14 protein-coding genes are annotated in these 13517 nt (G+C 58.4%); 8 read left to right on the top strand and 6 right to left on the bottom strand.

Annotated elements, in window-relative coordinates:
• Positions 1 to 237: RlpA-like double-psi beta-barrel domain-containing protein (locus LIO64_RS05575; protein ID WP_290548451.1), on the top strand; the 237-nt coding region annotated here is incomplete at its 5' end.
• A gap of 1 nt (position 238) precedes the next feature.
• On the opposite strand, the gene rnhC is transcribed toward LIO64_RS05575, so the two are convergent.
• Positions 239 to 1126 carry a ribonuclease HIII gene (gene rnhC / locus LIO64_RS05570; RefSeq protein ID WP_290548450.1) on the bottom strand — a complete coding sequence of 296 codons (888 nt, stop codon included), beginning with the start codon at positions 1124 to 1126 and terminating at the stop codon, positions 239 to 241.
• Positions 1127 to 1306: 180 nt separating this feature from the next.
• Here rnhC and LIO64_RS05565 point away from each other — a divergent pair, with 180 nt between their 5' ends.
• The 4 genes from LIO64_RS05565 (at position 1307) to LIO64_RS05550 (ending at position 3191) form a co-directional block, all read left to right on the top strand.
• Positions 1307 to 1648 carry an HU family DNA-binding protein gene (locus LIO64_RS05565; RefSeq protein WP_306419612.1) on the top strand — a complete coding sequence of 114 codons (342 nt, stop codon included), beginning with the start codon at positions 1307 to 1309 and terminating at the stop codon, positions 1646 to 1648.
• A 109-nt stretch (positions 1649 to 1757) separates the two neighbouring features.
• Complete coding sequence (locus LIO64_RS05560) at positions 1758 to 2390, top strand: hypothetical protein (RefSeq protein WP_290548449.1); 633 nt, start codon at positions 1758 to 1760, stop codon at positions 2388 to 2390.
• A 79-nt stretch (positions 2391 to 2469) separates the two neighbouring features.
• The gene (locus LIO64_RS05555; RefSeq protein ID WP_290548448.1) at positions 2470 to 2733 is read left to right on the top strand and encodes a hypothetical protein; all 264 of its coding nucleotides are present in this window, start codon (positions 2470 to 2472) and stop codon (positions 2731 to 2733) included.
• Between the two features lie 14 nt (positions 2734 to 2747).
• Positions 2748 to 3191, top strand: a complete 444-nt coding sequence (locus tag LIO64_RS05550; RefSeq protein ID WP_290548447.1) for a hypothetical protein — start codon at positions 2748 to 2750, stop codon at positions 3189 to 3191.
• A 39-nt stretch (positions 3192 to 3230) separates the two neighbouring features.
• Here the strand turns inward: LIO64_RS05550 and LIO64_RS05545 are convergent, their stop codons facing one another.
• Genes LIO64_RS05545 through LIO64_RS05525 form a run of 5 tightly spaced genes read right to left on the bottom strand, consistent with a single transcriptional unit; the run spans position 3231 to position 6126 of the window.
• Positions 3231 to 3452: a hypothetical protein gene (locus tag LIO64_RS05545; RefSeq protein WP_290548446.1), complete on the bottom strand. Its 222-nt coding sequence runs from the start codon at positions 3450 to 3452 to the stop codon at positions 3231 to 3233.
• Positions 3449 to 4213: a hypothetical protein gene (locus tag LIO64_RS05540; RefSeq protein ID WP_290548445.1), complete on the bottom strand. Its 765-nt coding sequence runs from the start codon at positions 4211 to 4213 to the stop codon at positions 3449 to 3451. Before LIO64_RS05540 ends, LIO64_RS05545 begins: the two co-directional genes overlap by 4 nt.
• 20 nt (positions 4214 to 4233) lie before the next feature.
• Positions 4234 to 4668 carry a hypothetical protein gene (locus LIO64_RS05535; protein WP_290548444.1) on the bottom strand — a complete coding sequence of 145 codons (435 nt, stop codon included), beginning with the start codon at positions 4666 to 4668 and terminating at the stop codon, positions 4234 to 4236.
• Between the two features lie 26 nt (positions 4669 to 4694).
• Positions 4695 to 5345 (bottom strand): MotA/TolQ/ExbB proton channel family protein, encoded by a 651-nt coding sequence (locus tag LIO64_RS05530; RefSeq protein WP_290548443.1) that lies wholly within the window; start codon positions 5343 to 5345, stop codon positions 4695 to 4697.
• Between the two features lie 55 nt (positions 5346 to 5400).
• Positions 5401 to 6126, bottom strand: coding sequence for a UbiA family prenyltransferase (locus LIO64_RS05525; protein ID WP_290548442.1), 726 nt, complete (start codon positions 6124 to 6126; stop codon positions 5401 to 5403).
• Between the two features lie 173 nt (positions 6127 to 6299).
• Here LIO64_RS05525 and LIO64_RS05520 point away from each other — a divergent pair, with 173 nt between their 5' ends.
• From LIO64_RS05520 to LIO64_RS05510, 3 genes are all read left to right on the top strand, one after another.
• Positions 6300 to 7418: a peptidylprolyl isomerase gene (locus tag LIO64_RS05520; protein ID WP_290548441.1), complete on the top strand. Its 1119-nt coding sequence runs from the start codon at positions 6300 to 6302 to the stop codon at positions 7416 to 7418.
• 300 nt (positions 7419 to 7718) lie between these two features.
• On the top strand, positions 7719 to 10682 hold the full coding sequence (galB, locus tag LIO64_RS05515; RefSeq protein WP_290548440.1) for a beta-galactosidase GalB: 2964 nt from the start codon (positions 7719 to 7721) through the stop codon (positions 10680 to 10682).
• Between the two features lie 156 nt (positions 10683 to 10838).
• Positions 10839 to 13511 (top strand): valine--tRNA ligase, encoded by a 2673-nt coding sequence (locus LIO64_RS05510; protein WP_290548439.1) that lies wholly within the window; start codon positions 10839 to 10841, stop codon positions 13509 to 13511.
• Positions 13512 to 13517 lie beyond the last annotated feature (6 nt).

The raw sequence follows: 13517 nt of genomic DNA, 5'->3' as shown, positions 1-13517 counted from the left end.
CCCCTGCCCCTCCCATGCGAGGTGCTCGTCCAATCCCTGCGCACGGGGAAAAGCGTCAAAGTAAGGGTCAACGACCGGGGCCCCTTCATCAAAAACCGCATCATTGACTTGAGTGAAAAAGCCGCAGAACGGCTGGACATGAAGCATCACGGGCTGGACAGGGTCAGAATTACCGTCCTCTCCGTGGGAGACGGAAAATGGAAGCGGAAAGCGCCTCCCTACGCCACGCCGGCCTGATTCATTTCAGCACGTTCTGCGTGGTCTTGAAATGCATCTTGGCCACCTTGGGCAGCATCTCCTCCCCATGCAGGGCCACCAGCTGGCGGCCGGCTTTCACCACCTGGGAGGAAGCGCCCAGCGGCAGCTTCATGCCCGCGGCTTCTCCCGCGGCATCCATCCAGTTCACAAAGCGTTCACGCGCCAAAATGGAGGCGGCGGCCACCGCCACGTCACTCTCCGCCCGGACACGCTGTTCCAGCCGGATGGACAGTTTTTTGGCCGCCAGCGCCCTTTTTAAAACAAACGGATTGGCAAACTGGTCACTCAACGCCATGGGGCAGGCCGGCACCTTGGCTGCCAGGCCCTCAATCACCGTGGCATGGCCCCAGGCCAGAAAACGGTTCAAATTCTTGAACTCCGCATAAAGCTGGTTGTACCGTTCCGGACCGATGCTCACCAGATGGAACCGGATGCCGGGCACCCTGCGTATCCCCTCCGCCAGGGAACGGATCCTGGCGGAAGAACTCACCAGCTTGCTGTCGCAGACGCCCAGCTTGCGCAGCGCGGCGCCGATGCTGCCGTCCACATAAACCCCGGCCACCACCAGGGGGCCGAAGTAATCCCCCTTGCCGCTTTCATCAATGCCGAAATGGGCCCCTGTCTTCCCGTCTTCCTCTTCCGCCCCCTCCGGCAGGGACAGGATGCCGGTGACCTGCGGCTCCAGGGTAAACTCTATAAAATCATCCGTTCCCTTTCCCTGGAGAAGAAGCTTGTTTTTCTTCTCGTAAACCGTCACCAGCAGGGAAGGTCCGGCAAAGGAAAAACGCGCATAAGGAACCTCTCTTTTTTCAAACCCCTTCCCCTCAAGAATGGCCTCAAGCCTTCCGGCCTGAGCGTCAGTCAGCATGGTTGTAAACGTGGTGCGCATATGCTCTTTCCCGGCGCCGGAACATCCGGCGGGAAATAATGGAAGCATTCAAACCGTTCCGGTCAAGCAAAATCCTCGCATCACGCGGTTACGGACGCAAAAATCAAGCATGCCACGGATTATATGATTTTTTAGGAGACAAATCACGAACGCTGAACTATAAAACTCATACATTCATATCATTCTGCACTCCATATGGCTAAAACATTAACAAAACGAGACCTCGTTAACAAGATCAGCGCCGAAACCAACTTCACCCAGATTGAAGTGTTCGACATCGTACAGCGTGCCGTGGACATTATCTCCAGCACACTTGCAGAAGGTGACCGTGTGGTGATTCGCAACTTCGGAACCTTCCAGGTGAAGGAAGTGAAGCCCAAGGTAGGCCGCAATCCTAAAAATCCTGACCAGGATGTGCCGATCCCGGCCCGTTCCGTCGTCAAATTCAAGGTTGGCAAGGAACTGAAGGACCAGGTCGCCAAGCTGACCGCCTCCAAGTAATCCCCGCAGGAACCAGACAACTTACCCCCCCGGGCGTCTCCATTCAACGATGGAGACGCCTTTTTGTTTGCAATTTGCCCGGCAATCGGGAATATAGGGAACCGTGAGCATGTTCCGGATACAGCACATTCTCCTGATCGCCGCCGCAGGACTCTGCTCCTGCGCTACAGAACGTACGGTGACGACAAGCATGCAGCCCAAACAACGCCCGGATTCCGAAAAAACGGATGCGGAGCTGATGGATGCCCTGGAGGCAAAATTCGCCGGCGGCTTCGGCCAGCAGACGGACAAGGAAGGCAACACCACCATGGTCTCCCAGAAGCGGAGTTCCTTTGAAGGGCTCCGGTACAACGGCGACACCTCCCAATTTGAAAAAAAAGCTTTTGAAACCACCGCCTTTGAAAAAAAGAAGTTTGACGGTGCCTCCACCCAATTTGAAACCAAGAAATGGGACGGCGTCAAATCCTTCACGGACGGAAAGATGGAAACCCCGGATTTCATCGCCCATGCCAAAGGTGTGAACACTCAGTCCTGGCAGGATGCCTCCAAGCAATACGCCACCCAGCAATCAGAGCTTCAGGGCCGCTCCTGGAAGGAGGCGGACAAACACCTCGGCCGTACCGTCAACCGGGACATTGAAACCAAGCGCCAGAGCTTTGAACAGCCCACCATGATGAGCGCGCGGCAGGCCCAGGCGCGCACCATCCAGGAAACCCGGGAAATGATGGGACGGACGGACTAGCGCCTTGCCGCTCCGGACGTGATCCCATGCCACATTTCAGGTTCGACATTGTTTTCAGCCGCCCTCTATAATCCCGCCCGTGAGTGCCAAAGACGTTCCACCTTCCATCACCCTTCCTACCAGCGATTACTACACCATTGTCAAAATGAGCAATCATGCCGTCGTGGGAGTATTCCGCCAGCATGTCTTTGCGCGCCGCAACACGCGCCGCTATGCGCCCCCCATTCCGGAGGAACATGACTCCTATTGCGTCAAAAGAACGCCGGAGCGTGTCATGGTGCAAATCTTTCATGACGGCAACGAAGTTTACCGTTGCATTTTTGTGCCTCCTGCCGATTATTGACGGCAGGACAACCCATGAAAGCGCCCTTTTTCAGTCCGGCCTTCTGCCTGATCACAAGTCTGATTGCAGCCTGTTCCTCCCCTTCAGGTCCCAATGCGTGGACCCCGGTCACTTCCGGTCCGCCGCGGGCGCCCATCCATCAGAATGAAGTTCTGGTTATTGATGAATATCCCATGGGGGAATACACTAATGTGGGGCATTTCAATGGTCCCGAAGGGCGCATTGTCCATGTCTCCATGGAAGACAAGGAATTGATCGACTACTTCACCAGGGAGGCGGCAGCCATGGGCGGCAATACCGTCGTCATCAGGGAACCGCGCATCCGCTACCGTTCCGGTGAAGGCAAGAGCAGCCGGGTGGACGTCATTTATGTGCGGGAAGAAATGGGAACGCACGGCGCGGAAGACCTGGGCATGGATTCACTGCCCATTGATGAAGAATCCCTCCGGATTTATTAATCCCTCCCGCCGCCCTGCGCGGTCTGCCGTACGGAGCTTTCAGCACTTCCTGTTGGCTGCGCCGCAATGCGGGCATTCCGCAGGGGGGTTCTCCTTCCCCGCATAAAACCGGAACCCGCAAATACGGCACCGGAACTTGCGCCTCCGGTCCAGGAAAGACCGCACCAGGCCCGTTGCCAGGCAGACGAACACCACGGCGCAAAAACACCCGGCCGCCAGCAGGAACAGACGCAGTAAAAAATCATGGAGGGACATGCTCATGATTCCTCCTCCTTCCATTCAATGGACATGGTGCCGCTCCGCGACTCCCGGGACGGGGTCCAGCGCAGGGACCGGGCAAAACGCATGGCGGATTCATCCGCCCCAATGCTTCCGGAAGACTCCAGCAGCAGCACCTGGGAAGGCACGCCCCAGACGTCCACCACCACGAAAAACTCGCTTCTCAACCCCGTGTGGTCCTCGCTTCTGGAAAAACCGGACAGAGAGCCGGACGTTACAATCTCTCCGTCCAGGCCAGGGGAACAGAAAGACAGGTAGGGTATGCACGTGCCGGAAACATCCAGGGAAGGATTCATCATGGCGCGTATATGAAAGTCCGGATATTGCCACATGCTCCAGACCTGGTCCGCTACGGTGGGCACGGAGACGGGAGGAAGCGGCAGAAGAGGCGTATCCGCCGAACGCAGGGAAGGCAGCGTGATGCCCGTTTCCCCAATCGGCCCGGCCGTCACCGGATCAGCCCAGACGGGGCCTCTTACCGGCAGGGGTGTATTGCGCAGCACATACTGGTGCAGGCGCGGATTATCCGCAGGCAGCAGAATAACGGCTCCCGGCTGGTCCGCCGTCCTGCGGACTCCCGGCACGTCCACATGGATGAACATGGCGGCAACGGCGGCACAAACGCCGAACAAAAGCATCCACAGCAGAATGCGCCAGCGCAAAATGCCGGTGTCCCGCCAGTCAAACGTCAACCCCAGATGGAGGTCGAAAATCTTGGCGCGGCTTTTCTTGTTCAGCTTCATGCGGCAGAATGGAAAAAAGATCAATCCGCAGGCTCTGCGGCAATATAGCACGTCATGCCCTTGGCGAGCACCATGTCCACCAACTGCTGTTCCAGGGCGCGGGAAACGGCGGAATCCAGCCGCAGGGCAATGCTCATGCGTCCGCTGTCATTCCCTTCATGCTTCCGGGAAAGCCGGTCCAGCTCCGCGGAAACGCCGGGCAGGCCGCCCTCAATCAGGCGGTTCCCGATGTAAAAAGCGGGCTGGTCGCCGGCCGTAACGGAAATAAACTCTACATCCCCCACAATATTCATCAGGAAACGGGAGGAAGGGGCCTTCACCTCATACCCGTACGCCATCCCCACGCGGGAAGTCATGATGGTCAGCACACAGACCAGGACAACCAGATCCAGCAGGACAACCACCTGCATGAAAAACGCCCCGGTGGGCAACGTTGAGCGGGTCTTGATCTGCACGCCTTATCTCCTTCCTTGTTGCATTCTCACACTCCCCGGCCGGTCATCTTCTCTCCCTCCTCACGCCTCCGGCGGGCGTCGCACACCAGGCAGACGGCCTCCGTGCCGGCCCGTTCCAGGGAATGCACGATCTGGCGGGAACGGGAAGCCAGGTAGGAATAAAACAAATAAGCGGGAATCGCAATGCTCAGCCCCAGGGCGGAACTCAGCAGGGCCTGGTAAACGGCATCCGACATAGCGAGGGTGGGAGCCTTCCCTTCCAGAAGTCCCGGCTGGGAATAAAAACCCACCAGCCCCTGAATGGTCCCAAGCACGCCGATCAGCGGGCTCACCGTGGCCACTACCAGCAGGCCGCGGATATTTTTCTCAATCTGAAACACCTCCATCTGCACGGAATCCTCCGCCACGGTGCGGAGCTCTTCACGCCCCAGTCCGGCGTGCGCCAGCACGGAGGAAACCACGCGGGCGGCCGGACCCGGCAGGATGGAAGCCTCATGCCGGGCTTCATCCGTCTTGCCCGCGTTCACCAGCTTGGAAATGCCCCTTAAAAAATCTCCGGTATTAATCTGAATCCTGTGGAAATATAAAATCCGCTCCGCGACGACCGCCAGCGCATACACGGCCAGAACGCTCAAAACCCAGAACAACGGCCCTATTTTGATGATCAATTCATTCATAACCCACTTTCTCTCGTTAGATGATGCATATTTTCCATGTAAATTCAATCCAAACCTATGTTGCCCGGCAGCCGAGCCTCTGCAGCAGCCGCGTTCCGGCCCAGAGCAGAACGGCGCCAATCCACAGCCAGGATCCCAGGAACAACAGCCATACCGCATCAAACAGGCACATGCCGGAAAGCAGCAGCCCCACGGCCGCCTGAACCCGGGGCCTTCCCGCCTCCCGACGGGCCACCAGGGAAATCACGCACGTGAACGCAAACAGGCCAAAGGCATACCATGCCAGAGCCGCCGGCAGCGAGGATTCCCCTGCCGCATGGGTAAACACCAGCCCCGCGGCCAGAACCCACAGCCCGCGGCACAGCCCCATCAGGAGAATGGACCCGCTCCACATCTTGTGGAACACATTGTACAGGGAAATGACGATCAGCAGAAAAGCGCCCGCCGCAAACTCCCCGCCCAGCGCCATATTCAGCACCAGCCCGGACAGCCCGGCCAACAGGGAAAGCAGCCTCAGCACGGATACGCTGACGGCGCCGCACGGCACGGGACGGTCCGGATAGCGGGAAGCATCCCACCGGGCATCCACACGGTCATTCTCCCACATGCCGTATAAATAAAAACACAGCCCCATCAGCACCACGCCTGCGTACAACCAGGCAGGCGGCAGCTCCATTCCCCCGACAGCGGCCCAGGCCGCCGCCGCATTGGTAAACAGCGTGGGAATATTGGCCGGACGGGAGGAACGGACCACTCCCTGCAATAAACGGCATTCATGCATCGCCGCGCACTATATAGGGAAAAACGTCATTTACCAAGAACATCCACAGTCAGCAGAAGAGCGGGAACCATCCTCCCCTCCGTAAAGGGCGCTGTCCATACATACCTAGAAATAGATTGTCTTTGCAGGGCTGTCCCCTATCATCCGGAGGCATTAAAACTTCTTTTTTCTCCATGAATATCAGGACCCACATCCAGGCGCTTCTCATCTGCACCATGACTTTATCTGCACAGGGACAAAGCATCGTGGATTCACGGGCCTCCCTGCCCCGGTCCGTCCAGCTCCATGGGGATGAAGGAAGGGAAACGGTGCGCCCGGACGACTCCAAGCGCATTTCACCGAATGAAGCCCCGGTCTCCCGCATCCAGCCGCAGCGCATCGTCAACCGGATAGCGGCCACCGTCAACGGACGCCCCATCACGGCCAATGAAGTCAGCGTGCGGCTCATGCCCATCGGCGCCCAGCTGGCGGCCCAGTACCCCAAGCAGGGGCCCGAATTTTACAAGCAGCTGGCACTGGCGAAAAAAAACATCATTGAAGACCTGGTGGAACGCGAACTGCTCCGCAACGAATTTGAAGGCATGGGCGGCGTCATCCGCGACTCCCTGATTGACCAGGAAATCAACCGTACCATCCTGACCACCTTCAACGGCGACCGTTCCGCCTTCCTGAAAAACCTGAACCTCTCCGGCATGACCATCCGCGCCTTCCGGGAAATGACGAAAAAACAGCTTCAGGTCCAGATCATGCGCGCCTCCAAGTACGATCAGGAAATCCCGCCCACCCCGGAAGAAATACGGCAGGAATACGAGGCCACCAAGGAACTGTACCGGGACCTGACCAAGGACAAGATCAAATTCAAGAAAATCTTTATCCCCATGCTGGGGGACGACTCCGCCTCCACGCCGGAAGTGCAGCTCAACCTGGCGGAACTCATCGCCAAGGAAATCAAATCCAAAAACGCTACCTTTGAAGAGATGGCCAAGCGCTACTCCAAGGACCTGTACGCGGAAAAGGGCGGTGACTGGCCCGTTACGGAACGCTCCACGCTCTCCCCGGAATCCGCCGCCATCATCTTTGGCGCGCAGCCCGGCGAAATCATCGGGCCGCTGGTGGATGCCACCGGCTTCACCATCGTACTGGTGGAAAAAAAGGAACTGGCGCCCCCGCCTCCTCTTTCCGCCATCAAGGAGCAGATTGACATGATGGCGCGCAACAAGCGCAGCAACGAACGCTATAAAAAATGGGTGGAACGCCTCCGGAACAAAGCCATCGTCAAGGTATACATCTAACTCATCCCTCCCCTTCCCCCCTTTGCCGGACCGGCCTGATTCAACAAGGCCGGTCCGGCATTTCCTCTTTCACCCCCCCGGTTCCTGTCCATCAACCGAACCATCCGTTCACTCTTTACAACCGGGGAGCCTCCCGGATCAGCCCGATTTCCGGAAGACGGCTTCATACATACCTGTCCGGCGGCGGCAAGTCATCCCGCCGGATACGTGAAAGGCGGCGGGCGGAATGCGTGCAGAAACCGTGTCCTGCTGAATAAAAATCTTGCAAGATCGCAGATTTCCAGTCGTAATACTACAGATATGTTCACCAACATTACACGCACGACCCTCTGCATTACTGCGTTCAGCATCGCCAGCCTCATGGCGGCGCCCCTGGACGCCACCAAGACGGAGAGTCTTGACTGGAACTGGAAATTTGCCCGTTTCGGGAAAATGCCGGATGGCAGCACGCAGCCGGAACCGGGGAAAGCCATGGGATTCGCCACTGCCACCAGTGAAGAATCCGGCAATCCGGCGGATAATGCCGTGGACGGGGACAAGTCCACCCGCTGGTGTGCCAACGGCGGCAAAAGCGGGGAAAAAATCACCGTGGACATGGGACGCCCCGTAGACGTGAAAACCGTCAGCATTCTGTGGGAAAAACAGAACAACCATCTTTTCAAGCTGGAAGGTTCCGGTGATGGAAAACGCTGGACGACCATTGAAGACAAAACTTCCGGACAAAACGACTCCAAGGAAGACACGGTTGAAAACAAGACCGGCAAGCCCCGCTACTTCCGCATTACCGTCACGGGCAACAACCAGAGCAACTGGGCCAGCATCCGTGAAATCACCTTCAAAGACGACAAGGGAGAAATCATTCGCCCGCAGGCGGCAGCCGGAGCCAGCAAGGCGGATCATCCCTCCAGCCCCGGTTTCAACGACAAAAACTGGCGCTCCCTGAACCTGCCCCATGACTGGGGTGTGGAAGGCCCGTTCCGCATGGACCTTCCCAATGAAACAGGCAAGCTCCCGTGGGACGGCATCGGCTGGTACCGCAAAACGCTGGAAGTTCCTGCGGACGCCAAGGGCAACCAATTCTATCTGGACTTTGACGGTGTGATGTCCCGCCCGAAAATCTACGTGAACGGAGACCTGGCCGGAGAATGGAAATACGGATACGGCTCCTTCCGCGTGGACATCACGCCTTTCCTGAAATTCGGGCAGAAAAACACCATTGCCGTGAGGGTGGACAATCCTCCCAACTCCTCCCGCTGGTACCCGGGCGGCGGCATTCACCGCCACGTATGGCTCACGGAGTCCAACCCCGTTCACATTGAACACTGGGGCGTCTTCGTCAAAACTCCGGAAATCACCAAATCCGCCGCCAAGGTGGAAGTAGACACCACGGTGAAAAACACCACGGACAAATCCGTTACCCCGACCGTTACGGAAGAAATCCTGGATGGCGACAAGGTAGTGGCCACCGCCACCACCAAGGGGGAAGCCATTCCCGCCGGGGAAAAGGGCAAGGTCACCAGCACGCTGACGCTCAAGAACCCCACCCTGTGGACGCTCCAGGCCCCCCATCTGTACAAGATGAAGACCACGGTCAAGCTGGATGACAAGGTCATCGACCAGAAGCTCACGAACTTCGGCGTACGCACCATTGAATGGAAGCCCACGGGATTCTACCTCAACGGAGAGCGCGTCCAGCTCAAGGGCGTCTGCCAGCACCATGACCTGGGCCCCCTGGGGGGCGCAGCCCACACGCGCGGCTATGAACGCCAGATTGAAATCCTGAAGGAATTCGGCGTCAACTCCATCCGCACGTCCCACAACCCTCCCGCGCCGGAAGTGCTGGACCTGTGCGATAAGATGGGCATCCTGGTCATCGACGAACTCTTTGACATGTGGCACAGCGCCAAAAAGGGGCAGGACTACCACAACTTCTTTGACGAATGGCATGAACGCGACCTGGTCAACTTCTGCCACCGGGACCGCAACCACCCCAGCGTCATCGCCTGGAGCACGGGCAACGAAGTACCGGAACAGGGCAACAAGAACCTGCACAGCGTCTCCCAGAACCTTACGGACCTCTTCCACCGGGAAGACCCCACCCGCAAGGTGACGGCGGGCTGCAATGACGCAGGCGCCGCCCGGAACGGCTTCGGAGATACCCTGGACGTCTACGGCTACAACTACAAGCCCTGGGCGTACAAGGCCTTTTCCAAGGACCGCCCGACCCAGCCCTTCTACGCCAGTGAAACCTCCTCATGCGTCAGCACCCGCGGAGAATACTTCTTCCCCGTGGACTGGAACAAGAGCAAGGGCTTCTACCTCTACCAGGTCAGCTCCTATGACTTGTACGCTCCCGGCTGGGCCTACCGCCCGGACGTGGAATTCGCCGCCCAGGACGATAACCCCAACAGCGCGGGCGAATACGTGTGGACGGGCTTTGACTACCTGGGAGAACCCACCCCGTACAATCTGGACGCTACCAACGCCCTGAACGTGCCGGAAGGACCGGAACGCGACAAACTGATGGCGGAGCTCAAAAAGCTGGGCAACCGCGCACCTTCCCGCAGCTCCTACTTCGGCATCGTGGACCTGTGCGGCTTCAAGAAGGACCGCTTCTACATCTACCAGGCCCACTGGAGGCCGGATGTCAAGATGGCCCACATCCTGCCGCACTGGAACTGGCCGGAACGCAAGGGACAGGTAACGCCCGTGCATGTCTACACCAGCGGGGATGAAGCGGAACTCTTCCTGAACGGGAAATCCCTGGGCGTCCGTAAAAAGGGCACCGGAGAAAAGGACCGCTACCGCCTGGTGTGGGAAGACGTGAAATACGCGCCCGGAACCCTCAAGGTCGTCGCCAAAAAAGACGGCAAGGCCTGGGCCACGGATACGGTAACCACCACCGGAAAACCGGCGGCCCTCACCCTCAAGCCGGACCGCAGTGAAATCAAGGGAGACGGCTATGACCTCTCCTACGTCACCGTGGCCGTCCGCGACGCTCAGGGCCGCATGGTGCCCCGCAGCAAGAACCAGCTCACCTTCAAGGTAAGCGGTCCCGCGGACATCGCCGGCATCTGCAACGGAGATCCCACGGACTTCACCACCATGGCGAATCCGGAAAACAAAAACATCATGAAAATCAAGGCCTTCAACGGCCTGGCCCAGGTTGTCCTGCGTTCCCGCAAGGGCGAATCCGGAAAAGTGACGCTCCAGGTCATTTCCAACGGACTCAAACCGGCCCAGACGACCGTGACGGTCAAATAAATCCGGAACATTGCATCCGCTCCGGCCGCCGGTTCCCGCCAGGGATCCGGCGGCTTTTTCATGCCTCCGCTGCCGGGGCGGAAAGAGCCGGTATTTCCTCCCTTTCCCGGACAGGTAGGGATTGAAAGAAAAAAACTTTATGGTACCCTTTTGCCCATGTCTGATCTGCCCAAAGCATATGATCCGTCCCTAGTGGAAGAAAAATGGCAATCCCGCTGGATTGAAGAAGGTTGTTTCAAGGCTGACCCGGCTTCTGAAAAGCCTGCCTACTCCGTTGTCATCCCTCCCCCCAACGTCACGGGAGTGCTCCACCTGGGCCATGTGCTGAACAACACCATCCAGGACATCCTGGTGCGCCGCGCGCGCCAGAAGGGATATGAAGCCCTGTGGCTGCCCGGTACGGACCACGCCGGAATCGCCACGCAGGTACGGGTGGAAAAGGACCTCAAGCAAACGACGGGACAGAGCCGCCATGACCTGGGCCGTGAGGCCTTTCTGGAAAAAGTCTGGGAATGGAAGGAAAAACACGGCGGCATCATCATCAACCAGCTCCACAAGCTGGGCTGCTCCTGTGACTGGGACCGCGAGCGTTTCACGATGGATGAGGAATACACCAGGGCCGTCGGGCAGGTCTTCATTGACCTCTTCCGGGAAGGCCTCATCTACCGCGGCCGCCGCATGGTCAACTGGTGCCCCGTTTCCCTCACCGCCCTTTCCGATGAGGAAGTCATCATGACGGAGCAGAAAAGCAAGCTTTACACCGTCCTGTACAAGCTGGAAGACGGCTCCGGAGCCCTTCACGTGGCCACGACCCGGCCGGAAACCATCATGGCGGACGTAGCCGTAGCCGTAAACCCCAGGGACCCGCGGTACGCCCATCTCATCGGGAAAAAAGTGATGCGTCCGCTGAACTCCACCCCCATTCCCATCATCGGGGATGAATACGTGGAAATCGAATTCGGCACAGGAGCCCTGAAAATCACCCCGGCCCATGACAAGGCCGACTTTGAAATAGGCCAGAAATTCAACCTGGAAATCATCGACATCCTTACCCCGGACGGTCATGTCAACTGCCCGGAAGTGCCGGAACTGCACGGCATGGACCGCTTTGACGCACGCCTGAAATCCGTGGAAATGCTGGAAGCCGCCGGACTCATGGTCAAGATTGAAGACTATGACAACAAGGTGGGCTTCTCCGAACGCGCCAACATTCCTATTGAACCGCGCCTCTCCATGCAATGGTTCCTCAAATACCCCTGCGTGAAGGAGGCGGCGAACGCCGTAGCCAGCGGAGACATCACCTTCCGCCCGGCCCGCTGGGCGAAAACCTATGCCCACTGGCTGGAAAACATCCAGGACTGGTGCATCTCCCGCCAGCTCTGGTGGGGACACCGCATCCCCGTCTGGTACCGGAAGGACAAGGCTGAAGAACTCCGGAACGCTCCGGCCCTGGACGCCTCCGCTCTGGAAGAAGGCTCCCTTTATGTGGGGACCACGCCGCCCGCAGATCCGGAAAACTGGATTCAGGACAGCGACGTGATGGACACGTGGTTCTCCTCCTGGCTGTGGCCCTTCGCCACCATGGATGACGAAACCCGCGCCAAATTCTATCCCACCACGGACCTCGTCACGGGACCGGACATCATCTTCTTCTGGGTGGCCCGCATGATCATGGCCGGATACCGCTTCCAGCATGACAAGCCGTTCAGCAACGTCTTCTTTACCTCCATCATCCGCGACAAGATAGGGCGCAAAATGAGCAAATCCCTGGGCAATTCCCCGGACCCGCTGGATCTGATTGCCAACTACGGTGCGGATGGCCTCCGCTTCGGCCTCATGCGCATCGCCCCCACGGGCACGGACGTCCGCTTTGATGAAAACCAGATCGGGGAAGGCAGGAACTTTGCCAACAAGCTTTATAACGCCACGCGCTTCCGCCTGATGCAGGGAGCGGTGGAGGAAGGAATTGCGCCGCATTACTCGTCCGTGCACATCGCCATCATCTCCAAGCTCAAACAGCTTCACGCGGATGTGGAAAAAGCGCTGGCGGACTATGAATTCAACGCCCTCATCCAGGCCTTGTACCAATTCTTCTGGAATGAATACTGCGACCGCTTCCTGGAAGCGATCAAGGGCGACCTGAGGGACGGAGCAGACCCTGCGGCGCGGGCGGGCACGCTCACCACCATGGACACGGTTCTCCGGCACTACCTGGCCCTGCTGCATCCGGTCATGCCGCACATTACGGAAGAACTCTGGGCCTCCCTGGGGTTTGCGGACGCCCATGGCGGCATGCCGCTCATGCGCACCCCGCTTCCCCCGGCGGACAGCCTCCTGGCGGGACTGGATGAAAACCGCATCACACAGGCTAACAGCCAGGCGGCCGCCCTCTATGAAACGGCCAACAAGGCCCGGAACCTCAAAGCGGAATATGACCTTTCCAACAACAAAAACGTCAGTTTCATTCTGAAAACCGCTCATGACGTCCCGCAGGACATCCTCTCCCGGCTGTCCATCCTGGCGAATGCCAAATCCGTCACCCGGGATGCGGCCTACTCCGCCCCCAAGGGAACGCCAGCGGCCCTCACGCCCCTGGGAGAACTCTTCCTTCCCCTGGAAGGACTCATTGACGTGGAAGCTGAAAAGGAACGCCTGGGAAGGGAACTGGATAAAATTGCCAGGGAAATCGCCAAATCCTCCGCCAAGCTGGGCAATCCCGGCTTTGTGGAAAGAGCTCCGGCGGAAGTCGTGGAACAGGAAAAAGCCCGCCTGGCGGATTGGGAAACAAAACAGGCCCAGCTGAAAGGGATGCTTGATTCTCTTTCCTAATCATCT

This window comes from Akkermansia sp., assembly GCF_020860705.1.
GTDB lineage: Bacteria > Verrucomicrobiota > Verrucomicrobiia > Verrucomicrobiales > Akkermansiaceae > Akkermansia.
The sequence above is the reverse complement of the archived record's forward strand: the minus strand, read 5'-3'. Positions and strand labels throughout refer to the sequence as shown.

Coding starts and splice junctions, on each gene's coding strand:
- LIO64_RS05510 (WP_290548439.1), top strand. CDS start 10,839: ATGTCTGATCTGCCCAAAGCATATGATCCGTCCCTAGTGGAAGAAAAA.
- LIO64_RS05520 (WP_290548441.1), top strand. CDS start 6,300: ATGAATATCAGGACCCACATCCAGGCGCTTCTCATCTGCACCATGACT.
- LIO64_RS05550 (WP_290548447.1), top strand. CDS start 2,748: ATGAAAGCGCCCTTTTTCAGTCCGGCCTTCTGCCTGATCACAAGTCTG.
- LIO64_RS05525 (WP_290548442.1), bottom strand. CDS start 6,126: ATGCATGAATGCCGTTTATTGCAGGGAGTGGTCCGTTCCTCCCGTCCG.
- LIO64_RS05530 (WP_290548443.1), bottom strand. CDS start 5,345: ATGAATGAATTGATCATCAAAATAGGGCCGTTGTTCTGGGTTTTGAGC.
- galB (WP_290548440.1), top strand. CDS start 7,719: ATGTTCACCAACATTACACGCACGACCCTCTGCATTACTGCGTTCAGC.
- LIO64_RS05545 (WP_290548446.1), bottom strand. CDS start 3,452: ATGAGCATGTCCCTCCATGATTTTTTACTGCGTCTGTTCCTGCTGGCG.
- rnhC (WP_290548450.1), bottom strand. CDS start 1,126: ATGCTGACTGACGCTCAGGCCGGAAGGCTTGAGGCCATTCTTGAGGGG.
- LIO64_RS05560 (WP_290548449.1), top strand. CDS start 1,758: ATGTTCCGGATACAGCACATTCTCCTGATCGCCGCCGCAGGACTCTGC.
- LIO64_RS05540 (WP_290548445.1), bottom strand. CDS start 4,213: ATGAAGCTGAACAAGAAAAGCCGCGCCAAGATTTTCGACCTCCATCTG.